The 25,864-nt window shown below is 49.5% G+C and carries 17 protein-coding genes and 1 rRNA gene; 10 read left to right on the forward strand and 8 right to left on the reverse strand.

Translation table 11 applies throughout. From position 1 onward, the window contains the following. The first annotated feature begins 97 nt into the window (after nucleotides 1-97). Nucleotides 98-207 (forward strand): 5S ribosomal RNA (rrf, locus tag Mal48_RS18400). Nucleotides 208-1,192: 985 nt separating this feature from the next. On the opposite strand, the gene Mal48_RS18405 is transcribed toward rrf, so the two are convergent. After that, entirely contained in the window at nucleotides 1,193-2,074 is an 882-nt protein-coding gene (locus Mal48_RS18405) for a DUF6263 family protein (RefSeq protein WP_145203002.1), read from the reverse strand. A 510-nt stretch (nucleotides 2,075-2,584) separates the two neighbouring features. Beyond that, on the reverse strand, nucleotides 2,585-4,012 hold the full coding sequence (locus Mal48_RS18410) for an arylsulfatase (RefSeq protein WP_261341958.1): 1,428 nt from the start codon (nucleotides 4,010-4,012) through the stop codon (nucleotides 2,585-2,587). 311 nt (nucleotides 4,013-4,323) lie between these two features. On the opposite strand from Mal48_RS18410, the gene Mal48_RS18415 reads away from it, so the two are divergent. Continuing rightward, nucleotides 4,324-5,604 (forward strand): FAD:protein FMN transferase, encoded by a 1,281-nt coding sequence (locus Mal48_RS18415; RefSeq protein ID WP_145203008.1) that lies wholly within the window; start codon nucleotides 4,324-4,326, stop codon nucleotides 5,602-5,604. Between the two features lie 563 nt (nucleotides 5,605-6,167). Here the strand turns inward: Mal48_RS18415 and Mal48_RS18420 are convergent. The 3 genes from Mal48_RS18420 to Mal48_RS18430 form a co-directional block, all read right to left on the reverse strand. Next, on the reverse strand, nucleotides 6,168-7,463 hold the full coding sequence (locus tag Mal48_RS18420) for a glycoside hydrolase family 15 protein (RefSeq protein ID WP_145203011.1): 1,296 nt from the start codon (nucleotides 7,461-7,463) through the stop codon (nucleotides 6,168-6,170). 163 nt (nucleotides 7,464-7,626) lie between these two features. Further along, nucleotides 7,627-8,847 carry a cupin domain-containing protein gene (locus tag Mal48_RS18425; RefSeq protein ID WP_145203014.1) on the reverse strand — a complete coding sequence of 407 codons (1,221 nt, stop codon included), beginning with the start codon at nucleotides 8,845-8,847 and terminating at the stop codon, nucleotides 7,627-7,629. Between the two features lie 87 nt (nucleotides 8,848-8,934). Continuing rightward, a complete protein-coding gene (locus tag Mal48_RS18430) occupies nucleotides 8,935-10,299 on the reverse strand; it encodes a hypothetical protein (protein WP_145203017.1) in 1,365 nt (454 codons plus the stop codon). Between the two features lie 310 nt (nucleotides 10,300-10,609). On the opposite strand from Mal48_RS18430, the gene Mal48_RS18435 reads away from it, so the two are divergent. The 5 genes from Mal48_RS18435 to sugE all read left to right on the forward strand — a co-directional run bounded on the left by Mal48_RS18435 (nucleotide 10,610) and on the right by sugE (nucleotide 17,516). Continuing rightward, complete coding sequence (locus Mal48_RS18435; RefSeq protein ID WP_197441813.1) at nucleotides 10,610-10,942, forward strand: hypothetical protein; 333 nt, start codon at nucleotides 10,610-10,612, stop codon at nucleotides 10,940-10,942. Nucleotides 10,943-11,202: 260 nt separating this feature from the next. Further along, nucleotides 11,203-14,961 carry a class I tRNA ligase family protein gene (locus Mal48_RS18440; RefSeq protein ID WP_145203020.1) on the forward strand — a complete coding sequence of 1,253 codons (3,759 nt, stop codon included), beginning with the start codon at nucleotides 11,203-11,205 and terminating at the stop codon, nucleotides 14,959-14,961. Between the two features lie 296 nt (nucleotides 14,962-15,257). Then, complete coding sequence (hemQ, locus tag Mal48_RS18445; protein ID WP_145206381.1) at nucleotides 15,258-16,103, forward strand: hydrogen peroxide-dependent heme synthase; 846 nt, start codon at nucleotides 15,258-15,260, stop codon at nucleotides 16,101-16,103. Between the two features lie 87 nt (nucleotides 16,104-16,190). After that, the gene (locus Mal48_RS18450) at nucleotides 16,191-17,003 is read left to right on the forward strand and encodes a TatD family hydrolase (protein ID WP_145203023.1); all 813 of its coding nucleotides are present in this window, start codon (nucleotides 16,191-16,193) and stop codon (nucleotides 17,001-17,003) included. A 192-nt stretch (nucleotides 17,004-17,195) separates the two neighbouring features. Next, nucleotides 17,196-17,516, forward strand: a complete 321-nt coding sequence (gene sugE, locus Mal48_RS18455) for a quaternary ammonium compound efflux SMR transporter SugE (RefSeq protein ID WP_145203026.1) — start codon at nucleotides 17,196-17,198, stop codon at nucleotides 17,514-17,516. Between the two features lie 112 nt (nucleotides 17,517-17,628). Here the strand turns inward: sugE and Mal48_RS18460 are convergent, their stop codons facing one another. Both Mal48_RS18460 and Mal48_RS18465 read right to left on the reverse strand, forming a co-directional pair. Next, nucleotides 17,629-19,554, reverse strand: coding sequence for a DNA gyrase/topoisomerase IV subunit B (locus Mal48_RS18460; protein ID WP_145203030.1), 1,926 nt, complete (start codon nucleotides 19,552-19,554; stop codon nucleotides 17,629-17,631). A gap of 68 nt (nucleotides 19,555-19,622) precedes the next feature. Beyond that, nucleotides 19,623-20,855, reverse strand: a complete 1,233-nt coding sequence (locus tag Mal48_RS18465) for a PQQ-binding-like beta-propeller repeat protein (protein ID WP_145203033.1) — start codon at nucleotides 20,853-20,855, stop codon at nucleotides 19,623-19,625. A 604-nt stretch (nucleotides 20,856-21,459) separates the two neighbouring features. Here Mal48_RS18465 and Mal48_RS18470 point away from each other — a divergent pair. Continuing rightward, complete coding sequence (locus tag Mal48_RS18470) at nucleotides 21,460-22,326, forward strand: alpha/beta hydrolase (RefSeq protein ID WP_231739701.1); 867 nt, start codon at nucleotides 21,460-21,462, stop codon at nucleotides 22,324-22,326. Between the two features lie 200 nt (nucleotides 22,327-22,526). On the opposite strand, the gene Mal48_RS18475 is transcribed toward Mal48_RS18470, so the two are convergent. After that, the gene (locus tag Mal48_RS18475; RefSeq protein ID WP_145203039.1) at nucleotides 22,527-23,330 is read right to left on the reverse strand and encodes a polyphosphate kinase 2 family protein; all 804 of its coding nucleotides are present in this window, start codon (nucleotides 23,328-23,330) and stop codon (nucleotides 22,527-22,529) included. 360 nt (nucleotides 23,331-23,690) lie between these two features. Between Mal48_RS18475 and Mal48_RS18480 the strand changes: the two genes are divergently transcribed. Continuing rightward, on the forward strand, nucleotides 23,691-24,992 hold the full coding sequence (locus tag Mal48_RS18480) for an MFS transporter (RefSeq protein WP_145203042.1): 1,302 nt from the start codon (nucleotides 23,691-23,693) through the stop codon (nucleotides 24,990-24,992). Nucleotides 24,993-25,248: 256 nt separating this feature from the next. Beyond that, nucleotides 25,249-25,671, forward strand: a complete 423-nt coding sequence (locus Mal48_RS18485) for an FHA domain-containing protein (protein ID WP_145203045.1) — start codon at nucleotides 25,249-25,251, stop codon at nucleotides 25,669-25,671. Nucleotides 25,672-25,864 lie beyond the last annotated feature (193 nt).

The following is a 25,864-nucleotide window of genomic DNA, read 5'->3' on the forward strand; positions in this document are numbered from 1 at the left end:
TGCATCATACATTGTAAAAACGCTACAACTAAGAGTTACACGCGTCTTGTGCCATATTAATACATGACTTGAAAGTTTCATCGCTTTCAAGTCATTTTCCGGTGACCATATCCATGTGGAAACACACGTTCCCATTCCGAACACGACCGTTAAGCACATGGAGCCGATGATAGTGCCGCAAGGTGCGAAAGTAGGTCATTGCCGGTTCTTTTAAACCCTTCAACTTCGGTTGAAGGGTTTTTTTTATGCGCCGACTTTATTCTTGCACGCATACGCCCATCACTTATACGTAGAACCACTTCATATTTATTCGACTCCTCCACAATCATCTATAATTGCTTGCATTCACACAGCAATCCTGAGGCTCTCGATCAACCTTAGCTAACACATAGACACTCTCTTCTCTGTCACTCGCTCCGACATCCGATCAGATCAGTTTCCAGAATGGTGTCTTCATTCCATTTTGTGTCGATCACAAATTCTATTCGATCACCTTTCAAATTGGGTTGCGAGGTCTGCCTCGTGTGCAACAACGATCTTGTTGACGAATCGCGTTCTTCACGGACGCACAACCCAGAAAACTGCTCAAGTTCCTCGGCCTTCAATCTTCCTTATCATTTCCGTGGCGAATCTCACCGCATATCAAGCAGCTGCAATCCTGTGATTCTACACTTGCGTTGATATCGCAAACGCTCCCCACAAACAGATCCTCTTCTTACCCTCCCTGGGCGCCTTCATTTAATGGCTCCAAATCCAATTACCCACCGTCTGGAATACAGTACCGTTTCATCCATGATTTACATTTTGGATGCTTCGCCTTTCATTCCGCGAATCCCGTTATCCATATCATTTCAATGAACTATGAGCGGTGAGGCATTTTGAATTCTCCGATACCACTCGGTAGCTCGATCACAGCCTTTCCAACCTGAACCTTGACCATCGATAACTCATTGGTCTCATCCAGGTGGATTCACGATCCACTTATACTTTCACGTATACCCACTGATATTCGACTCAATCAATTCCCATATTGGTGCGTGTGAATGAGAGTTCCACAAGAAATCAGAGAGAGCGTCTTCGCGCTAATCGAAGTCGCCTCCTAACCATCGAGATACGAAAAAAGCCTTGAAAACGGTCTAATGTTTTCAAGGCTCGCTGAATGAGTGCAAGTTTCGACGATTCAGAAGCAGTACTACTTCTGAATCGCTTCCGATTCACCACTTGCGATGTCACCAGGCAACAGTTTCTCGGTATGTTTTTGCGTGAATGTCATTTGGGAGGCCCCCTGACCGAAGTTCACGACCTGATTATTTTGAGACACTTCTCGGCTGATCACCAACCCTTTTTCCAGATCGAAAAGAATTGTCCCTTCTGGTTGGCGGCGAATCAGTTGAATCTCCAAATCAGCATTATTCAAAGGAGTCAGAACCTTGGTCTTCATACTAATCTTAGCGATTCCGTCCTTGACCGACTGAATAAAATATCGACGCTGCAGCTTAATATTCTGCTTCAGGCTTCCACCTGGGAGATTCAAAGGAACGGTCACTTCTTCTTTCCACAGCCCACCCACCTTCACTGGTTCTTCGGGCAATTTGACAAGAACATCCTGAGCAAGCTCTTTGACCTCTTTGTCCTTGTTCAACAAAGTTTCGATTTTCTCGATATCGCCCGTCGCTGAGAGATCGACTCGCAAATGTTTCTTTCCCACCATCGATGCCAGTGGGGCAAAAAGAGCTTCGGGTTCCTCGTTTTTTCGGCTGTCATACTCAGCTTGCTGGCCGTTTTGATTCACATGGGTTTTCACCCATTCCATATTCATTAATTCGAGAGTCGCCATCCCATCTTTGTCGACTGAGATCACGGTGTAGTTTTTGACGGAATCCTGATACGAGAAAGGCGTGTCCTCATCCATGCCAATTTTGATGACATAATCATCGCGAGAGGAGACCTCGTACCGAATAACCTGACCTTCAACAAATTTATACCGCAGTAAGTACTCTTTTGAGTCCTCAGCCTGAGCAACTGAACTCGCGAAGATAATAATTGCGAACGAAATCTTTGAAAAACGTGACATCAGAGCATCCTTGCCCGGAGTTGTAGGTTGAGAATGTAGAAGAGCCTCAGTTCGGGAACCTGGATCACCAAGACGATTCTCATAGTTTGAAGCGTCAATGTCAGGTTCTTGAGCCAACTTTAGAACCAGTCCGAAAACCCTTGGAATCACCGCTTTTCTCGATGCTTGAGAGCGTAATTTCAGGTGTCAGGATCAGTTCTAGATAATCTCTACCAAAAACCCAGAAATTCCGCGAGGTGAATTTCTTCTACCGGAAAATTCGAATGAATTTCCAATGAGAAAATCAGTGAGAGTTAGAGCAGTTTGCTCTAACGCGTGCCCGTGAAAAACGCATTTCCCTAGAACCAGTCCGATAACCTCTGGAATAGCTGCTTTTCTCAACGTTTGAGAGAGCAACTTCAAGTTTCAGAATCAGTTCTAGTAAAAATGCTGTTCGCCATGAGGCAGATCCTGCAAACCAATTCGAAAGATGCGCTAGACGGGAGCAGGCTCAATCGACGCGTTTTGACTTCACCGGCTGGTATCCAAGGACAACAGTCCGTCATCTTCTAACATGTTCTTCATTTTGTTGACGACCTCAGAATGCTTCGAGGAAATGTCCGTCTCCTCTCCGAGATCTTTTTCTAGATTGTACAGTCGCCAATCTTCTTCAAATTGCTGGTTAGACTTTGATTTCTTCGTTTTCTTGCTGCGATATTTGACAAGTTTCCACTGCTCATGACGCATTCCAATCGCAGTTTCTCCTTCTTGACTGGCCCAAAAAAGGTAGTCATGTTTTTTTTGCTGAGCATCCTTGCCGAGCAGTGTCGGCAAATAGGAGATTCCGTCAATATTTTCTGGAATTTCAACCGAGGCGACTTCGCACGCTGTTGGAAGAAAATCCCAAAACGCCGAAGGTAAATCGCTTTCAGTACCGGCTTTCACCCTGCCTGGCCAGCGGGCAATCATCGGAACCCGAATACCACCTTCGTGCATCGAGCGTTTATACCCTTTAAGCGGTCCGTTCGAATCAAAGAACTCATGCTTGTGCCCACCCTCTTCGTGCGGCCCATTGTCTGATGTAAAAATAACGAGAGTTTTTTCATCCAAATTCAACTCATTGAGAAGTGCGAAGAGCCGACCAACGTCGCGGTCCATGTGGGTAATCATCGCTGCAAATCCTTTTTCGGGATTCGGCCAGTCTCGATCTGCATAAATTCCGTATTCTGGAATTTCCATCCCATCCCCTAAAACGCGGCCGCCTTCATTATTCGCGTGTGGAATTGTCCAGTGTATGTGCAACAGGAAAGGATTTTTCTGGTTCGCTCGAACAAAATCAAAGGCTGCTCTTGTCATAAAATCGTGCGAATAACTGACTCGCTGCGAAGAGACCCGACCACGAGCCTGTGGATCTTGCATTAAAACATTTCCAGGCAGAGTGACTTGGGTTTTATTTTCCCAAAGAAATGGCGGATAGAAATTATGGGCAGTCCCCTGATTGAGGTATCCGTACCAATAATCAAAGCCATTGTTGTTCGGATGCCCGACGTTATTGACCTCGCTCGGATCGTTGACGTTTCCGAGTGCCCATTTTCCGACTCCGCCAGTTTTGTAACCTTTTGCCTTGAGCAACTCAGCGACTGTTACTTCTTCAGGTTGAAGCAACCGGCTTCGATTTCCAATTAATCCAGTATTTCCACAATGTTTCCCCAGCCACAACACCAGTCGTGACGGTCGACAAACCGTATGACCGGCGTAGTGATTGGTGAATCGCATTCCCTCAGCTGCCATGCGATCGATATTCGGAGTCTCGATCTCTTTCTGCCCGAAGCACCCTAAGTCTCCATAACCCAAATCATCCGTCATAATGTAAATGATGTTCGGTTGCTCAGCGGCAAAGAGATTTATTCCTGAAAAAACAAGACAACAACAGAGAACGAATTTCGAAAACGGTTTCACAATTACGATTCCAGCAGGAGTTTATTTTTTGAGAGACTGCAAGCATATCACATGCATTGAAGTTTATAAGATTCGTATGTCCACGGGGAGCCAGAACTGAGAAGTGCCAGCCGAATCAGAGACCAAAAATTACACCAAGAATGGCTGCCTCTGTGAATTCGAACCTGTCCTGCCCTATCAGAGTGAGTATGATAGGGGTAATAAACTTTCAAAAACGCAGCAAAAACTTGGGCTATCCTCTCAAACGCTAAGAATCGCCGTCATTCGAGAGGTTTTCGTATCAGTACTTCACTTTGACTCTCGATCGCCTCATGCCTTTCATTTACCGATTTCTGTTTCTCGCTGTTCCATTCGCTTGCCTGCCTGGTTTCGTGTTCGCCGAAGAGCCCACGAAAATTGCGGGCGAAACAATGGGAACGACGTACCACATCTCCTGGATCGGTAACGACTCGAAACCTGACGAAATTCAGCAACTCGTCGACGCTCAACTTGTGCAAATCAATAAATTGATGTCGACGTACGATCCGGACTCAGAACTTTCCCGCTTCAATAAATCGACTCAAACTGATTGGTTTCCAGTTTCTGAAGAAACGGCCACTGTGGTGCAAGCAGCTCTGGAAATCAGCAAACTTTCCAAAGGAGCGTTCGACCCGACGGTCGGCCGACTTGTCCGGCTTTGGAATTTTGGAAGCGGACCGCATACCAATGAACCACCGACTGATGAAGAAATTCAAAAGGCATTGAAATCGGTGGGGTACAAGCTCATCAATGTTCGAACTGACCCTCCTGCAATTTCAAAGTCGAATCCCGATGCTGAACTTGATTTGTCGGCGATTGCCAAAGGCTTTGGCGTCGATGTCGTATTCGAACTGCTTCAAGATCAAGGAATTGAAAACTTTATGGTGGAAATCGGCGGGGAAGTTCGCGCCGCTGGAACAAAAAATGGTGTCCCCTGGACGATCGCAATTGAACGTCCGGAATCATTAACTCAAAGCATGCATGCGAAAGTCGAGTTGACGGATGAAGCACTCGCAACTTCGGGGAACTACCGCAACTATTTCATAAAAGACGACGTCCGTTACTCACACACCATCGATCCCCGAACGGGAAAACCGGTCACTCATCAGTTAGCCTCGGTTTCGATTGTCGCCAAAAACTGCATGCACGCCGATGCATGGGCCACCACTTTAATGGTGATGGGTTCCGAAGAAGGACTTAAACTTGCTGAGGCCAATCATCTTTCAGCCTATTTGCTTGAAAGGCAAGGCGATGATTTTCGAGAGTTGTCATCGAGTGATGTCGCCGAGAAATTTGTTAAATTCACACAGGCTCAAAACGAGAAGAAGAAATCGATGTCACCGATGCTCACTACGTTCCTGCTAGCTGCCGCTGTCTTTGCAATTGCCCTGATCGGCCTGGCCGCCGGAGTGATCCTTTCGAACAAAACTCTCAAAGGGAGTTGCGGAGGAATCGCAGGTACAAAAGATGAACAGGGAAATTCTATCTGCGAACTCTGCACGACCCCACCGGAAGAGTGCGATCAGTTCAAAGAGAAACTTCGCGAACAGCTGAAAGAGGACTCCAAAAACTGATTGAGGACTTCATCACTTCTTCAATGAGACACAGCCTGGTTCTTCTCTTTCCAGAATGAGCCGATGCAAAATTTTCTTTGGTTTTCTGCGTGGCGTCTCAAAATGAAAGTCGCCTGATAAGCGTTCACCCTCACATTGGATGCGCACGACGAAGCTCCTTATGTGAGGTTGATTCCAGACGTACGAAAACTAAGTGACTCAGTCGAGGACCTCTCGTGTTCATGATTGGCCCAAACTTTGGATTCTTGTACTACTGGACAATCATCTTGATAGTTGGAGCTGTTTTGTTGTTTTTGACTTTTGGCCTCACCAAGAAAAACCCCAGACGATATCTCATCTTATTCGCGGCGGTAACGGTGTTGGTCTCTGCAGCCGTGACGGCTTTCGCTTCTATTCTTGCATTTATCAGTGTCATGCAAGCGATCTAAAGTTTCCCAATGCTTCTCTCATCCGCAAAGTACGTTTTCACAAGTCGATACGCTGATGACGCGAGACAGAACTGTAAAGACGAAATTTAGATTTGCTCTAGATAAGTTGCTCAAAGAAAACGGTGCACCTGACTTTCACGACGCTTGGCAACTCAACTTCATCCAATGCAGTGCGAGTCGCAGATTGGCTTGGGTCCAAAGGAGTGGGCAGATGTCGTTCGGGATCCAGTTCCCATCTTCAAGGAAGTAGGATTCCGGGCAACGATAGGGACCGAAGCGTGAATGATAATCGGTCAGTTGAGCGAGTGATCGCTTCATGTGGAAGAGTTGCAACTCGCGATCTTCTTCGCGGCCAGATTCAAGATATCGTTGAGCGAAAATAATTGAGAGAATCGGATCGAACAGACACCACTGCGCTTCTTGCCCCTCTTGCAAAAGTGCATCTCGACCAGAAAGGTCTTCGCTGTAATCAGTCGTTCGCGTTTCCGGAGAAAGCAATGCGCGATAGTTGGCACACCAGTAAGAATCCCCAATGTAGCGCTTGATTCCGATTGGCTCCATCAAATGTTCACGAACATTATCTATGATCTGAGCTGCTGTTTCGCGATCTACAATTTGTAGCGGGTAACTAAGAAAAAGAAGGGCAGCATCGTAAAGCCGATGCTGAGATGGATCTGACTGAATGCACTCTGCTGGAAGAATTTCATCGAGCGCCGATTCTCCCTCAACCAGACATTTGACGATCTGATCTTGTACTGAAGAATCGAGTTCGGTTCCCGATTCACTTAGCCAGGATTTCAGTTCAATAAGACCTGCAACCACCGGGCCGATGCTACTGGCTTCGATTTTCTTCGTCTCTTCCCAATGACCACTCTCTTCGTCCTGCCAATATTCAATCTTGTGAAGATACTGAACAACGAGCGAAAGCAGATCAACAATTTTTTCGTTTGCGGCAAGATCGCCAGACCGCAACAGCTTGCACATCAACCACAAGAAGTAACCGATTGCATCGTTTTGAGCGTGTGCCCAGTGTTCAGCATTTTCAGTCAGCGACTCTCCATCGAAGCGGATGTGCGGTCGTGATTGCACATCCTCGGGGTCGGTCTTGCCTGAAATGATGTCGACAAATTTGTGTCGATACTTCGAATAGAATCTGACGAACGACTGAATCGCATTGACTGCGATCTGTTTTTCGCCAATCACCCACAGGGCATGGGCGATATGGATGTTGTCGCGAACCCAGACGTTCTGGTAACCGGTCAGTCGGAATTCTGGATTTTCAGCAGCCGCTGCGGAGAACAGACCGGTCGATAACGTTGGAAAATTGAACGTTCCCTGATCGACGAGAAATTGAATAATTTCATCAATTTCCTGAGAGGTCGTGTTGCTCGACACCCATTCCGAAGGAGGGGTTGTTGATCCAATTGCCATCTCTTGTCCCTCCATGAAACAAATTCATTCGCAACTGACCGACTCGCACCCAAAACCTGAAGATGAACTCCGAACCCTCAATGATTCAGAACAATGTCAGTCGCAGTTTTTGCGGTACTTCAAGTCTGTTGCCTGCGAGGATCATGAACAGCTCGCGGCGTCTTTACGAATTCTTGTAGTCGCCGACAGCGGGAGCACTTGGCTGTGCGTCGGGGCCAAAGTATCGCAGGCCGACGAGAGGTTCTTTACCAGTGTTTTCGTAGGTCACTCCTTCGCCCGCTTTCTTCGCAGTGACGAAAATTTCGTCTTCCGTCATTTCGCCAAAACGAATCATCACAGGAGACTGCAGAACCATACTTTCGACTTGACCACTACCTTGAACGGTGATCCAGGAGTACGCTCCCCCATCTTTGATTGTGCATTTCGCACCAGGTTGAAGCGTCAGCTCTTTCGCCGTGAACAGTTGCTCACCGTCCACTTTTCCGTAGACGATCCACTTATCAACCCAACCATTTCCCTGCTCGGAAACGATCGGCTCGAGATAATTCGAATCCTTGAAGTTCGGGTCGACGTTTTTCTCCCAGTCGAGTGCTTCGACAAGGTAAGTGTTGTCGTCGTGCTTGTCTGCTGGGAAATCTTTGGTGAGCAATGCCCGTGGAACTTCACGACCTTCGACGAGGTTTTGGTACATCCCGAAGACATCGCTTCCCCACTGTGGTTCGTATGTCACTAATGAACCAGGAGCATGGAGGACACAAGGGGGGATTAACCAGCCTGTCCCCGGCTTGAGGCGATACGCCTTTGAGAGATCCAAAATTCCGTTATCGCCATCATTCCAGCGATCGAGACAATCAATGACATCCTGTTTTGTGGTGCCTGGCTCTAACCCCATGAATGTGTATGGAAAATTATTTCCAATGGCATTCATTTGTGGTGGGAAGTAGTACGACTCCGGCTTTCCTTCTTGCCCCACTTTGGCAGCTTGCTCTTTATTCTGGTGCATGTGGTGCGGAATCGGCCCCATGTTATCAAAGAATTTCGAGTAGACCGGCCACTTCTTGTAAGTGTCCCAAATGTGGTCTCCGATAATCTCGCCCTTCAGCTCCTCGACAGCATCCCGTAACAGGAATTTTTCCCCGTTGTGAACACAGTACGAAAGACCTTCGTCCCATCCACGGTTATCGTTGGCTGCTTCGGTGGTTGAACCGAACCAGCGTTCATCGATCCCGCCCCGATTCATTCCGAGCGCGTAATAATCATTCGGATGGAGTTTCAGCCGGCGTCCTGGTTGCAGGAAGGAGCGTGGAACCCAGTTCGGAGCGAGCCGAAAAATCCCACCGGTCTCAGACAGAGCTGCAGATGCAAGTTGATTGACATTGGCCATTTGACTTTGCCTTCTTTCAAATTTGAATCACTTCTCGTACTGACTCACCAGCAGAGGGACCTGATTGAACCCGCTTGACGATCCTTTTCAGGAATCTTTTTGAGGTCGACGCCCGCGGCCCCGACGTTGGCCGCCACGTTGACCACCGTTACGCTGTCCTCCTTTGCGATTGGAAGACGACGCATTTTGCTTTTTCGTATCCAGATAGGAGATCGCCTCTTCCCAAGTTGGAATTCCGGCGTAACGATCTTTCGCCTCTTCTTGAGGTTTCTTATCGGCAACCTTTTCAGCCTTTTTACGAGCTGCAGGCTTTTCACTGGCTGCTGACGCCTTTTTCGAAGTGCGTCGTTTTTTCTCAGTTGCTTCTTCTCGCTGAACCCGTTTTTGTTTTGGGGCACGGCGTTTTTTAGGCTTCGGACGAGGTGCGTCATCGTCAACTTCAAGACCGGCTCCAAACCCGTCATCGTCATCGAAGTCGTGATCGCTACTGGCAACGGATTCTTCGACTCCTTCATCGTCGAAGTCATCATCTTCGACATCGTCGAAATCTTCATCATCGTCGATGTCGTCATCGATGGAGTCACTCAGTTCAGGCCCATCGAGAAGACCGGCTCCGAAGCCATCGTCATCATCTTCGATGCTTTCCTGCACAACCGGTTTGGGCTTACGACGTTTGGGACGTCGTTTCCTTTTGGGTTTTCTGGAGCTTTCCTCCTGAGGACTTTCTTCTTCACCGCTTGATTCGACAGCCTCTTCTTCAACGACCGTTTTCGCTTTAGGCTTCTTGCGTCGCTCCGGCTTCCGCTTCTTCGCAGGTTCTGACTTTTTAGCTCGCGACTTTGAGCCATCGTCAGTCAAACCATCCAGAGCATCCCAATAGGCATCTCGCTCACTTCGTTCTTCTTCGTCGTCGTCATTTCCATCATCGTCGCCGTCGTCGTCAGCGGCGGCCTCTTCTTCGTCATCGTCGCCGAAAGCTTCATCTTCGAGTTCGTCAACGTCTTCATCTTCACAGACTTCGGCACTGACATCGTCGTCATCGAAAGACGAATCTTCGACGCCTGCTCCGAAATCGTCGTAGTCATCATCCAGCAACCCGGCACCAAATCCGGATTCAGATTCAGAGTTCGCCTCTTGAGCAGGGACAACGGGCTTTTTCGCCGCGGAGACTATCCAGGCAATGGGATCGTCGTCATCGCTGGCTTCGGCAGCGGCCGATTCTTTTTCAGGATCGAGCTTTTCAGCATCGCTTTTCTCAGCGTCCGCCGAAGAAGAGGCGACAGCCTCAATCTCTTCGTCAGGCAAGCCAAATCCGAGGTCATCCAGCCCCAAGCCATCGACTTCGAGCGGTTCTTCATCATAGTCCGAGGCATTCAAGTCCACACCTAGAAGGTCATGGGCTAACGATTCGACGTCATCGTCTTCCGGATTCCGTGATTTTTTCGTATTCATACCACAGAAATTACCGTCAGGAATCACCCCCTGCAAGACTCAGCGACTCTCTCCTTCAGAAGCTCTCTGAATCTGGAAGAATCGCGCGATTTTTCCGAGAATCCCCAACCACACGTGAAATCAAGCTGTAGAGTGGCTTGTCCGGTTCCGAGTTAAAAAGTTGCCCGTCTAAGAAAAAAGGTTGACAACGACTTTTCAATCCATTATCGACACCGGCTGAGAACTATTAAGCATGTTGTGATTCCGGTTGTCCGGCCCTCTTGGCGGGGAAGACAGTGAATTATTGATGTAGAAGTAAAGGCTTCAGACCATGACTATCATGATCGAAACAAGGTCACCACATGGAGAGACCTCGGAGACGATGATTTTGGACACAATGAGCTTCGAAGAAGAAGCAACCTCCACGCTCGTTATGGCGATTGAGGACGAAGAGGAATTCGAAGGCTTTGAACTCGATGTCGACGATGAAGATGACGAGGACGATGAGTTCGATGACGACTTCGACGATGATGACTTCGAAGACGACGACGACTTCGATGACGACTTCGACGACGACGATTTCGATGATGACGATTTTGATGACGACGATTTCGACGACGAAGATGATGACGACGATGACTTCGACGATGACGACGACTTCTAAGTCTTCGCTATGAAACAAGATACACTTGAGCACACATTCTGAGGCCGCAACTGAATCAACCGCTCCCGATGCGTCTTCCTGCCGCTCATAGGCATCTCAACACTGAGACAGTTCCGTTCAGTGTTGCAAGCATGTAGACTACAATCACAATTGATTTTCCGCGCCGATGTGAGTCATTGACCAACATCGGCGTTTTGCTTTGCCGGGCACTTAAAGCTTTCAGCGAAACATTCCTCAACTCTTAATTCCCATTCTTTCCCATGTTCCAAAAAGTCGACCAAGCCCAGTTTCTCGAAGGCGAACACCAAATGTTTCGCTTCTGGCGAGATCAGAACGTCTTCCAACAATTACTGGAAAAGAACAAGGGGAAGAAGAAGTGGTCCTTCCTCGACGGTCCAATCACTGCCAACAACCCGATGGGCGTCCATCATGCCTGGGGCCGGACTTTCAAAGATGCCTATCAGCGATATTTCGCGATGACCGGGCACGAACTTCGCTACCAGAATGGCTTTGACTGTCAGGGTTTGTGGGTTGAAGTCGAAGTTCAGAAAGAATTGAAGCTCGATACCAAAGAGTCCATCGAAAATGTCGGAATTGATGTTTTCACGCGGACCTGCAAAAAACGTGTCCTCAAATTCGCAGCTCGCCAAACCGAGCAATCGCAGCGACTCGGCTACTGGATGGAATGGGACGACCCCGCCGAACTCCGCAAGCTTTCAGAAAATATCGACAGCGAAGATGAAGTGTCGCTTCGCACTCCCAAAGGCAAAACTGTCACCGGTCCCGCGGAACAACTCGTTTCCAAACTTGGTAACCCAGAATGGGGTGGCAGCTACTTCACCTTCTCGACCGAAAACAACGAAACCATCTGGACGTTCCTGAAGAAATGCTTCGAACGGGGCAAAATCTACCTCGGTCACGACGTCATGCCCTGGGGCGGACAAGCGGGAAGTGCGTATTCCCAAATGGAAATCGCCGATGGTCGTAAGCTGACGACACACAAGTCGGTCTTCGTGCGATTCCCACTTGTTGAAAACCCCGGAGACACGGAGACACGGAGAAGCGAACAAGAAAACTTGCCAGAATACTTGCTGATCTGGACGACAACCCCGTGGACGCTCACTTCCAACGTCGCGACCATGATCAATCCGGACCTGGAATATGTCCGCGTCAAAGCCCAAATCCGTGGCGATGAAGAGCCAGCAATCTACTACTTCGCCAAAGAGAACTTGAACTTCAAACGGCTTGAAAAAGAATTCAAAGAAGGCTTCGGCCGCCCCGAATGGCAATGGCCCGAAGGTCTCGGCAAGCTGAAAACCATCGCGCAGATCTTCAAAGAACAAGGTGGGTTCGAAGAAGTCGGCAGTGTTAAAGGTGCTGATTTAGTTGGCTGGAAATACCAAGGACCGTTTGACGAGTTGGAAGCCCAGCAGCAACCGGGCGGATATCCCAGTAAATTAGCCTCTGGTGAATCACCAGAGGCAAACTCGGACTTAAAGTCGTCGGTTGATTCCCACCGAGTCGTCGATGCCGGTCGTGACTTCAAAGGCAACGCAATCGTTGTTGCTGGCGAAGGAACTGGAATCGTTCACTCTGCTCCCGGTTGTGGTGATGTCGATCATAAAATCGGCATGGAACTGGGGCTTCCAGCAATTGCTCCACTCAAGGAAGATGGCAGCTTCGGTGAAGGATTCGGGCCGTTCACCGGGAAGAAAGCTGTCGATCCGGAGACGGTTTCAATGGTCCTTGATTCTCTGAAAGAGAAGAATCTGCTGGTTTACGTTGAAGAATATCCACACATTTATCCGCACTGCTGGCGGACAGGTGAAGAGCTCGTCTTCCGGTTGGTCGACGAATGGTTCATCAACATGGATTGGCGGGATGAAATCAAAGCGGTCACCGAGTGCATCAACTGGATTCCGGATAGTATCCAGGGAAAAGAGCGGGAAATCGAGTGGCTGAACACGATGCGGGATTGGATGATCTCCAAGAAGCGCTATTGGGGCCTCGCACTCCCGATCTGGGTGAATCCCGATGACCCGACTGATTTCGATGTCATTGGCTCGCTGCAAGAACTGGAAGAACGTGCCAAAGATGGCGGCGAAGGTTGGGACGAGTTCGAAGGTCACACGCCACACCGTCCGTGGATTGATGTCGTCAAAATCAGAAGCAAAAAGACCGGTGCGCTCATGCACCGCATCGAAGACGTCGGCAACCCTTGGCTGGACGCCGGCATCGTCCCGTTCTCAACAATGAACTACAACGGACGCAACACAGAATCCGACCTCAACTGGGACGAATGGTTCCCGGCTGATCTTGTCACCGAATGCTTCCCCGGTCAGTTCCGCAACTGGTTCTATTCGCTGTTGTCGCTGGCAACGATGATGCGGCACGACGAAACCGATGATCCGGAAGAGAAAAAACCTTTCAAAAACCTGCTCGGCCACCGACTCGTGATGGACGAAACGGGACAGCCGATGCACAAATCGGACGGGACTGCGATCTGGTTCGAAGAAGCAGCCGAACAGATTGGTGTCGACACGATTCGCTGGATGTACCTCGCTCAGAACCCGGCTTCGGATTTGCGATTCGGAACTCGTCATCCCGATGAACCTGTGACCCTCGAAACCCCCGAAGGACCAATCAACGAAACGCAAGAAGGGCTCCCCACCTGCAAAGTGACCAGTACCCCGGCGGACAACATTCGTCGACAAGTATTGATCCCGCTTTGGAACAGCTACGCATTCTTCGTGAACTACGCCGTCCTTGATGGATTCGATCCAAAGGCAGAGCAAGTTCCACTTCAGGACCGCGCGGAAATCGATCGCTGGATCCTTTCGCGTCTGCAAGAATTGACGCAAGTTGCCCACGATTCCTTCCAGTCGTTTAACGCTGCCAACTTCATGCAGGCAGCGACGGAATATATCGACGATTTATCGAACTGGTACATCCGCCGCAATCGCCGCCGCTTCTGGAAAGCTGTCGGCGAAGATCAATCCTCAGAAGATTCATCGCATAGCAGCAACGAAAAGTGGGACGCTGACAAACTTGCAGCCTATCAAACACTGTACGAAGTGCTGGTCACTCTCTCGAAGTTGTTGGCCCCAGCGATTCCGTTTCTGTCCGAACGGATGTATCAGAATCTCGTCGTCGAGGGTCTAGGTTCACGGGACAAGAGTAAAGAAGACAGTCTCGACTCTGGAGACTCAAGTCTGGACCATCCCCTCTCTGTTCACCTTACTGATTACCCAACTGTTGACGAATCGAAGGTTGATCCGGAACTCGACTCCCGAGGCCAGGCGATTAAAACGCTGGTTCGCATGGGACACCGGCTCCGCGAATCGGCCGAACTGCGTGTTCGGCAACCGCTCGCTGAACTCCGTTTTGCCTGTGATAATCCAGCAACGGCGGACGCACTCAACCATTCGCATGCAGTCATCGCTGATGAATTGAATGTCAAATCAGTCTCTCTGGCTGAGAATCTCGATGATCTTGTCAGCTACTCATTCAAGCCGAACTTAAAAACGCTCGGCCCAAAGTACGGCAAGTTACTGGGAGCGATTCGCAAAGAACTCCCAGAGATCGACGAAGCAATTCTGGCTCCGCTGCGAAACGATGAAGCAGTCACGCTGACCCTCGGGGGCGAAGAGATCAGCCTCGAACCAGCAGACGTTCTGATCAGTGTTGAACAAGCCAGCGACTGGGCGAGTGCCGATGCCGATGGAATCCAAATTGCTCTATCGACAAACCTGACTGATGAGTTAATCGCTGAAGGAATGGCCCGCGACCTGATTCGACAGGTCCAGCAACTTCGTAAGGAAGCCAACCTTGAAGAGAATCAACGCATCCAAGTCCTGTGGTCCACCTCCGACAATGCAGCCCTGATCAACAGTGCCATCAACACCTGGTCGGAAACGATCCAAACCGAAACCCGAGCCGATTCAATCACGGAATCGAAAAACGATGGCAAACAGGTGAACCTAGGTGATGCCTCAATTTCCCTGAAAATTTCCTACTAGAAGCAGTCCACGATTGGTTTGCAGTCATATCGCTGCACCTTTGGCGATTTATCGCACCCGGTGTGATTCACCGGGCGGAGTAAGTTGGGGTGAAGTAGCAGTTTCGTAAAGATGTCCGCGACCTGTCTCGTGGAGGGATGAAGCACGATTGTGTTTTCATTCTCAAAGTTGCGACTGCCTGTCTTACCATCATCTGGAAAGCTGTACGGTTTTCGCAAATGGTTTCCTTTGCGACGGTGGGTTTCTATGATCAAGGTAACTTCACACCCATTGTTGCCTTGCCCATATTGAATGACATGAATCGACCGCACGCTCCCGCTCAGCAACTTCCTGACCCGACCATTGAAATTTCCGAAGGCTGGCATTGCCTGCATATCTACTATCTGCTGGATCGCGTCACGCTTCAGCAACTCTCTCCAGAGGAAATCTCTGCTGGCGTTGAAGAGTTCAAAGCAGTGCTGAACCCTGAAGCAGAACACGCTCCGGAACGTGTGCAAAGCTTCGTTGTTTCAGGTCACCGGGCTGACATCGGGTTGATGTTAATGGACAAAGATCCTTTGATGATCGATGCCCTGCACCAGAAGCTGATGTCCACAAAAATTGGCTTGGCACTTGAGCCGACATATTCGTTCGTCTCCCTGACGGAAGTCTCTGAGTATGTTCCCACAGTGGAGCAGTATTCCGAAAAACTACGTCTCGGCGGAACTTCACCAGACGATCCATCCTACGCTGCCAAAGTCAAAGCTTACGAACAACGACTTCCGATGATGAACAAGCAGCGGCTTTACCCGGACTTCCCAGACTGGCCGATTCACTGCTTCTACCCCATGAATAAAAGTCGCGTTCCAGATGCGAACTGGTACATGGAACCGTTCAGCAAACGCTCTGCCTTGATGTCCGAGCATGCGACGTCTGGAATCAAGTTCGCTGGTCGCGTCTCACAATTGATTACAGCTTCCACCGGATTCGATGACTGGGAATGGGGCGTCACCTTGTGGGGACGTACTCCGGAATACATCAAGGAAATCGTCTACACAATGCGGTTTGACCAAGCCTCTGCAAAGTATGCAGAGTTTGGTGAGTTTTACATTGGCTACATCATGGACGCTGAAGCGATCCTCAAACATTTACAAATTCAATAAGTTCGCGGGCCTTGCCGTGTGTTGAACGACAGACTCCGCTGTAACTCGATTCCATTTGCCTTTTCACTTTAGCCCCTTGTGTATCGCATGTACTTCATCGACCCACATGTCCACATGGTTTCTCGCACAACTGACGATTACGAGCGCATGGTCCGCATGGGATGTGTCGCGGTCAGCGAGCCAGCATTCTGGGCCGGCTTTGATCGTGGAACAGTCGAAGGATTCCGTGACTACTTCGAACAACTCACAGGATTCGAACCGAAGCGCGCAGGTTGGAGCGGAGTTCAGCATTTCACATGGTTGTGCATCAACGCGAAAGAGGCGGAGAACATTCCTCTTTCGCGAGAAGTGATTGCGATGATTCCGGAGTTCCTCAATCGCCCCGGCGTGCTTGGCATCGGAGAGATCGGACTCAACAAGAACACGCCCAACGAGTCGACCATTTTTCGCGAACACCTCGACCTGGCAGCCAAAACGAACGAACTTGTCCTCATCCACACCCCACACTTGCAAGACAAGTACAAGGGAACCCGGATGATTGTCGATATGCTCCAGGAACGAAACGACATTCCTGCCGAGCGTGTTTGTATCGACCATGTGGAAGAGCACACCGTTCAGTACGCGAAAGAGGGTGGATTCTGGTGCGGGATGACACTCTACCCGACCACCAAATGCACTCCCGCCCGAGCTGCCGATATCATCGAGCGTTACGGCGACGACCGCATCATGGTGAACTCGGCTGGCGACTGGGGACCATCCAATCCACTCGCAGTCCCGGACTTCATTCAGGAGATGCGGAAACGTGGTCACAGCGAAGCCAAAATCAAAAAGGTCGTCTACGACAACCCGTTAGAGTTCTTCTCGCAATGCGAACGGTTTGAATTTCAGGCTCCCGAGTAGCATACCGAAACATACAGGTGCGACTCCGTTGCCGCGTTGCAATCATTGCCATTGCGGACACATGGCGCAGGACCGAGGCTGGAAATCCTGAAATTAAACTCTAAAATTCCAGCAATCACATTACGGAAGTGGGGACGACCTCACCGCTCCAATCTCGATCAGGGACGGCCCTGCAACAGTGGAGGCTTCCCGATGGCATGGTTTCTTTTATTTATCGCCGGACTTTTTGAAATCGGCTGGGCAATCGGCCTGAAATACACAGAAGGTTTCACAAAGCTTTGGCCGAGTATTTGGACGATCACCGCGATGATCGCCAGTTTCCTCCTTCTGGGGACCGCTCTCAAATCACTTCCGATTGGGACGGCTTACAGCATTTGGGTCGGCATCGGCTCAGTGGGAACAGTCCTTTTGGGCATCGCCCTGTTTGGAGAACCTGCTACGTTTTCCCGAATTCTGTTTGTCATGTTTATCGTGATCGGGATTGCCGGGCTGAAGATCACATCTCCGGTGTAAGCTTCTCCCGCCAGCACTCTCTCTTCGGAAGTTAAAGCACTTTTTAGCGCAGCTTTCTCTACCGTATACATGTGCAGGATCTGCACCCAATTCGAAAAGACAACATAGGCTATCAAACGTCGATATCGTCTACTTCGCCAGCTTCGTCCATGATGATGCGATAGCGTTCGCTGGCATCTTTTCCCAGGAGTTGAGAGAAGATGGTGTCGGCGTCGACGGCACTTTCGATATCAACTCGTAACAACGTACGGGTTTTGGGATCGAGCGTCGTTTCCTTCAGCTGTGCAGCGTTCATCTCACCGAGCCCTTTGAATCGCTGCACGTCGACTTTTCGATTGGCTGGGAGAGAGGCCATGATTTCTTCTTTGTCGGCGTCGTCACGAGCGTAGTGGCGCTCTTTGCCAACTTCGATTTTGTACAACGGCGGCTGCCCCAGGTAGAGCTTCCCTTGTTGGACAAGATCACGCATGTGCCGGAAAAAGAAAGTGAGCAAGAGTGTACTGATGTGGTAGCCGTCGCTGTCCGCATCCATCAGCAGGATGATGCGATCATAACGCAACTTGTGGACATCGAAGTTGGGGCCGATGCCGGTTCCCAATGTCTCGACAAGGTCATGAATTTCCTGATTCTTGAGAATTTTCCCCAGCGCGAGAGACTCGGTATTCAGGATTTTTCCTTTAAGCGGAAGAACAGCTTGGGTTTTGGAATCTCTACCACTGGCAGCGGTTCCCCCGGCAGATTGACCTTCCACGATGAACAGTTCGCACTTTTCCGGGTCGTTGGATCGGCAGTCGAGAAGCTTGCCCGGCAGGTTACTCCGCCTCGACCCGGGACCTTTTCGCTTGATCTCTTTAACAGCTTCGCGGCTCGCCAATCTTGCCCGAGCAGCGAGGACAATTCGACCGATCACAGCATCAGCAATGGACGGGTTATTATTCAACCACGATTCCACACCAGGACGGACCATCCCGTCGACGAGAGAATTCATTTCCGGGTTGTTGAGTCGATCTTTCGTTTGTCCCTGAAACATCGGGTCGTTATGAAAGACCGAGACGATTCCGATCACACCTTCGCGGATATCATCCGGGGAAATCGTCAACCCTTTCGGCTTGATGTTGTGGACTTCCATATAATTCTTCACCGCTTTCGCCACTCCCGAGCGAAAGCCGGATTCATGTGTTCCGCCGCCACGCGTTCGAATCCCGTTGACGTAACTGCGAATGTGCTCGTCGGTCGATTCTGTCCATTGCAGGACCATGTCAACGTGAACTTTCCCTTCGTCCTTCGCCTGCTTGAACGGGTTTTCGTGGACGACTTTTCGTTTATCGTCTTTGATGATTTTTAACAGATACGCCACAATCCCTTCTGGGTGGTGAAGCTCGAATCGTTCGTTCTTGGCTTCATCCACAAAAATAATTTTCAGCCCACCATGGATGTACGAAATATCTTCCAGGTGCTGGCGGATGGTGTCGGCATTGAATTGTGTGCGGCGGAAAATTTGATCATCGGGACGGAAAAAAATAATCGTTCCATGTCCGCGGAACGGTTTCACTTTTTTCACCGGTCCCTGTGGGCGTCCACGCATGTATGTTTGCTGATACTCATGACCATCCCGGTGAACTGTGGCAATCATTTCTTCGGAGAGGGCGTTCACTGCGGATGAACCAATTCCGTGCAGACCGCCGCTGCGAACATAGTTCTTCTCTGAGAATTTCCCGCCAGCGTACAGCGTGGTAAGAATGACTTCGAGAGCCGACTTGCCGGTCTTCTTATGCTTATCGACTGGAATTCCGCGGCCGTTATCCTCGATAGAAACCGAGCAGCCATCTTTGTGGAGTGTCACTTTGATCTGGTCACACTCGCCAGCAAGATATTCGTCGACGGAGTTGTCCACGACTTCCCAGCAAAGGTGGTGCAGCCCCCGTGAATCAACTCCTCCGATGTACATCGAAGGACGTGTCCGGACATGCTCGAGTCCCTCCAGGACTTCGATATCGTCCGCCATGTAGCTGGACGTTCCTTTCGCGGTAGCTGCCATGAAATCAGTCTAGGGTCTAAAGTTAAGAGTTGAGATTCGAGAGATCACAATACCGGTCGCGATCAGTTTTACTTTTCGCCGATACGATAGAGATGATGCTCACTGCGAAGCAACAGAGAATCCCCCTCGATGGCATAAGACGCAAAGGTTCGCTCATCCTTGCCGATAGAATTTCGAGTAATCTCTTCGAACTTCTTTGATGCGTTTACGACGACCGTTGTCCCATCCTCGTCTTGAAAATAAATTTTCCCATTCGCGACCATCGGTGACGCTGTATAGTTTCCACCGATTCGCTCTTGCCAATGGATCTCCCCGGTCTTCGCGTCAATGCACGTTGCGAACCCGCTATCAGAGACAACATAGAGCTCTTCACCGACCAGCAACGGCGAAGGAGAGTTCGGCATCTTCCGTGTAATCTTCCATTTCAGGTGCGTCTCAGTGACATTTCCGGTCCCTGTGGGATCAATTGCCAACAGAGAAGGTGTGTTGAATCCGGTACAGATAAAGACGAGTCCCTGGCCGAAGACCGGTCGAGGGACTACGGAGAACCCACCGGGATAATCGACTCGCCAAATTTCTTTGCCAGTTTGAGGATCGTAGGAGAAAACAGCGTCTGACCCTGGGCAGACAACCTGCGCCCGCCCTCCTGCATCGATCAGCAGAGGTGTCGAAAAGGAAAAACCTTTCCGGGCTTCAGTGTCACGATCAGTTTTCCAGCGAATCTCTCCGGTCGACTTATCGAGTCCAACAACGAACTGTTGATCCCCACCGTCACAGCAGAAGATCAGCACATTGCCGGCGAGTACTGGCGAACCACCGTTCCCGTGCACTGGTCGATATTCCAACTGCTGCTTCCATATCACTTCGCCGTCCAGCGAAGTACATGCAGTTCCGTATGGTCCGAAGTGAACGTAAATGCGATCATCTTGAATGATCGGTGTTGGGCTGGCGTGGCTGTTCTTTTTGTGAACTTTGGCTTTGCTCCGTTGTTGGATGATAGTCTTTTCCCAAAGAAGCTCTCCGCTGTTGACGTTCAGGCAAACGAGATTCAGATCGTGCCCCTCTGATTCAGTTTCGACAGCTGTTGTCAAAAAGACCTTGTCCCTCAGGATGACAGGTGAGGACCAGGCGAGTCCGTCGACCTTCGACTTCCAGAGAACGTTGTCGGTGGCGGACCAGTTAATGGGCAATTTGCTTGCGGGTGCTTCACCCTGTCCAGTTGGACCACGGAATTCTTTCCAGTCCGCAAAAGCTGCTTGAGAGCAAATGATTAACATCGCTAAGCAGAGGGAAAATTTCATATCAACTCTCATAGTCTGCGTCCTGAGTAATTCGATTCGATACTGAACTCCTGCTCCTGTGAAACGATGAAACCTCTCTTCGAAAGAGTCACATCGAGATTCAGCAGCACGTTTGCAATTCAAAATAAGCGGTCTGATCACTGATTGAAATTGTATCAACCCGATCCGATTTGGGAACAATACAGCACATTCAGTAGAGTACATTCAGTCCTTGCCCATTACGTGAAGATCGCTTTGAAGCTTTCGTGGGAGTTCCCCAGCTACAGCCGCGATCACTCAATCACTCAATCACTCAATCACTCAATCACTCAATCACTCAATCACTCAATCACTCAATCACTCAATCACTCAATCACTCAATCACTCAATCACTCAGTAAACTGCTCACTCCCAAAAATCCCGGACAGATTCGAGCATCACCGAGAGCAAAGAAGGATTGAGATAGACGACATGCGAAAATCTTAACCGAAAAATGGAGTTCCCTGGCAATTTTGTAGATTTTCAACGAATCAAACTCAATTTCATGACAATTGATATTGTCACCGATGCGGGGGTGACGATCAAAATAGAGATCGAGTCTTTTTCGAGGAGGAGAAAAGGACGGATGACCATCCTGAAATTTCAAAACAGCTCTGTCACCACTTCTGATGGTGTTCAGCTTCACTGCGTGGAGCATCCGGTCATCAATTCCCATGGAACCGTCCTGCTGGTTCACGGTCTCGGTGAACATAGTGCCCGATACGACCATGTGGTTCAGGTGATGAACCGCTCTGGGTTAAGCGTGATGCGTTTCGACCATCGTGGACATGGGCTCTCTCCCGGACGACGGGGACATATCCCCAGTTACGAGACATTCCTGGACGACCTCTCGCTTGTTGCAAATCGTGTCATCGAGAACAGACCAAACCAGAAAATCGTACTGTACGGGCACAGTATGGGAGGCGGGATCGTTGCGAACTGGGCATTACGAAGATTCGATGACAGTTGGAGCGACCACGTCATCGGCGCTGTGCTTTCGGCCCCCTGGTTTCGCTTAACATCACAGCTCACTCTTTGGCAGAAATTGCTTGCATTCCCTGTTGCAGGTGTTTTCCCCAAGCTCACAATCTCAACGAAAATTCACGTCACGCAAACATGTCGATCAGATGATGCCATTGAGAGGTTTCAAAGAGACAGCCTGAACCACCGCCGCATCAGCCTCCGGACACTCACCGAGTGTTATCGTGCTGGTCAATTTGCATTAGCAAACGCAGAACGGTTTCCGCTCCCAATCCTGGCAGTCCATGGTTCTGCAGACAGAGTCACCTCTCCGGAAGCAACGCGGGAATTCTGTTCAAAAATCAACGATGCCCGGTTCATCCCACTCGACGACCTGATCCACGAACCGCACCACGATCCCAAATGGCGAGAAGTGGTCTATCACACAACTGAATGGATTTTGAAACGATACCGGTTTGCTTTCGCAGCTTAGAGCATCTTTCGAATTGGTTTGCAGGATCTGCCTCGTGGCGAACAGCATTTTCACTAGAAAAATGCGTTATTCACGGGCAAACGGTAGAGCAAACTGCTCTAGATTCAGTCGGGAAGTTTGTGAAACTCTCACATTTTTCATGTGCTGGATAGACGAGTAATTCAGGTTTCAGATTCAAATCTGAAATGAAAGACATCCGCTCACTCAATCACTATCTGATCTAAGCCCGGTTCATCGGGAGGATATTGTGGATTGAGCTCTTCAAGTTTTTCGCAAAGAATCTTACTGACGGCCCAGTTGCGATACCATTTCTGATCCGCCGGGATGACATGCCAGGGTGCATGCTCAGTCGAGCATTTCGTGATGACGTCATTGAAAGCAGTACGGTACTGATCCCATTGCTTTCGTTTCTCTAAATCCTGAAGCGAAAACTTCCAGTGCTTGTGAGGTTCATCAAGTCGCGATTGAAATCGTTCTTTCTGTTCGTCTTTTGAAATGTGCAAATAGAACTTCAGAATCGTTGTGCCTGTTTCGGTCAGAAATTTCTCGAACTGGTTGATCTGGTCAAATCGGGGCTCCCAGACTTCCTGTGGAACAAGTTCATCAACCCGGACGATTAAAACATCTTCGTAATGGGATCGATTGAAAACATGGATCATCCCCAGCGGTGGAACGTTGCGATGAACTCGCCAGAGATAGTCATGGGCAAGCTCTCGTTTTGAGGGAGCCTTGAAAGAGATGACATGCACTCCCTGCGGGTTGACCCCTTCAAAAACGGATCGAGTGGTGCTGTCTTTCCCGCCGGCATCCATTGCCTGTAAAACGACCAGAAGCTTATGTTTCCCTTCCGCGTACAGGACTGGCTGAAGCTCAGCGATTCTTTTTCGAAATTTCTTGAACTCTTTCTCAGCCTTGTCGCGATCGTCGTGTAGATCTTTCCCAGCGGTCGTGATTTCAGACAAATCGACGCTCTCACCGGGAGTCACTTGATGCAATGTACCCATCAGCTCACTTAGCAGAATTCCAGAAATTCGAACTTCATTCCATCATTTTGGTGCCCATCAAGGTCACTTTGATAACTCCATAGACTGCTCGCCACGAGGTAGAAAGTAAAGACCAATCTGAAATTTGCTCTTGAGATTGAAGTTCCAGAATCCCGAGAACAGATTGCCTCGATCAGCCCGAACGACTACGTTTCCCCGAAACGGACATTACAAAGTCGTAATCAAACTCAAATTATCGACAAGAGCGGTTTTGATAAAGGTGTAGCAGTCCTGTCTCGTGGCACTCAGCCATTCACCTGACAACACGCTCAATTCGCGGACACAAGAAACACGAAAGTGTTCTAGACAACGGATTGAAATATGGCCGATGAGCCACAAAAGTCACACGGGCCGATTTACAAGGACCGGTCATTTCTCGGCATGCTTGTTACTCAGTTTCTGGGGGCATTCAATGACAATGTTTTCAAACAAATTTTGCTGTTTGTTTGCATCGACTTCGCAGCCGGCAAGCGAGAAGCTGATCTTCAAGGATTGGCCACGACCGTATTTGCGATTCCATTCATCATTCTCTCGGGCTATTGCGGTTTCCTTTCCGACAAGCTCAGCAAACGAAATCTGATTGTCACCAGCAAGGTTCTGGAAATCGTTGTGATGGGACTGGGAGGTTTCGCATTCCTCTCTGGGAATATCTCGATCATGATGGCTGTGCTCTTCCTGATGGGAGCTCAAAGCGCGCTGTTCGGGCCATCAAAATATGGAATCCTGCCTGAACTGTTTTCGGAGAAAGATCTCCCGCGAGTGAATGGCTGGATTTTGATGACAACTTTCCTGTCGATCATTCTCGGCTTTGCCATCTCCGGGGAAATCAAGGAGGCTCTCAATGATGACCTCTGGAAAGCGTCTTACATTTGTGTCGGCATCGCTATCGTAGGAACTCTGACTGCGTTGATGGTCCGTAAGACTCCCATCGCAAATCCAGACGCAAAGTTTGAGCCGTCAACACTGATTGTCAATTCAGAAACAAGACGCCTGATCTTCAAAGACCGCCGCCTGCTGTGGACACTCGTTGCGACTTCTGTTTTCTGGACGACAGGTGGCGTGGTTTATCCGAATGCGACGAATGATTTGGGCATCAAACAATTCGGTTGGGGAGAAGCTGCCACAGGACGACTGGCTGCCTGCACGGGGATCGGAATTGCACTCGGCTGTCTGGTCGCCGGGTATCTCTCACGAAATCGCTTTAATGGAAAGCTTGTCCGCCTCGGAGCGATCGGAATGTTCATTGGCTTAATCTTGATGGCCTTGCCAAGTTCTTCTCCAACGACGATTGCGATTGGTGTGCCCGGTGCAATCATCGGATTGATCTGGCTCGGTTTCTGTGCCGGATTGTTTACGGTTCCACTGCAAGTCTTTCTACAAACTGCCACTCCTCGACTGCATAAAGGGAGAATCATCGGAGCGATGAACCTGGCCAACTGGATTGGAATGGCAATGGCCGGAGTCTATTACTCGATCTGGAATCAGATTTTCGCGATTGAAGGCTTGAACGTTCCTTACAATGCCATGTACGGAGCGGCGGCCCTGCTGCTGTTGCCATTGGTCCTGTTTTATCATCCAGAATCGATAGATCTCAGCGATATTTCCAGCGAACAGAATGACTGAACAGCTGCAATGAAGCCCCAGAAGAGCTGACTCAATCCGCTCAGCTGCGACAATCACTTTTAACGATTCAGGGCACTGGAACCGTTTTAGTGAGGCCTCTTACGCGGTTTGGTCGATAAAACCAAAAGATTTGCCCAATTTGGACAATGAGAACGGCATTCTCGTCAGGCTGGAGTTGACTTCTCCGGACTGCATCGCAGAATAATAGAAGCGGTAACTCTGCCGACAGTCAATTCATTCTACACATCTTCAGCCAATGATCGCGAAGCTGATCCCTACCGATGGTTCACAACCGATTGCAATCGATCGCAATCTGACCATCGTTGGACGTAAAAAAGGGCTTTGCGATCTCGTTCTGGACAATTCCAGTATCTCGAAGGTTCACTGTGCCGTTGCCAAAACGGATGGACTTCTGTTCATTCGCGATTTGGGAAGTACCAACGGCACGAAGGTTAATGGTCAACGCGTTTCTCGCGGGGCACTGCTCCCTGGCGATGAAATTGCGTTTGCCAACGTGAAGTTTCGAGTCCACCTTGGTCCGGATGAAGTGGAAGCTGCTGAACAGACTGAAAAGCTCCTCTCTCTCCCGAAGCTGATCGACACATCGGAAGATGAAGAAGAGGGCGAACTCGTCAGCGTTGACAGCGAAAACGACCTCCCGCTGATCTCGGACGACTGATCTCAGCTGAACGATTTCCAACATCTTCTGCACATCACTTCTTCCGAGAACATCCGCACAGACTTGCGCATTCTCAATCCATGCCAAGTGGTGCCTGTCACGTCCCGACGAAGTCACATTCAGGACTACATAGACGGCTCACCACAAGTGCAAGATGCGCAGGCCAATGCTGGATGATCAACATTGGATTCGT

Source organism: Thalassoglobus polymorphus (genome assembly GCF_007744255.1).
Lineage (GTDB): Bacteria > Planctomycetota > Planctomycetia > Planctomycetales > Planctomycetaceae > Thalassoglobus > Thalassoglobus polymorphus.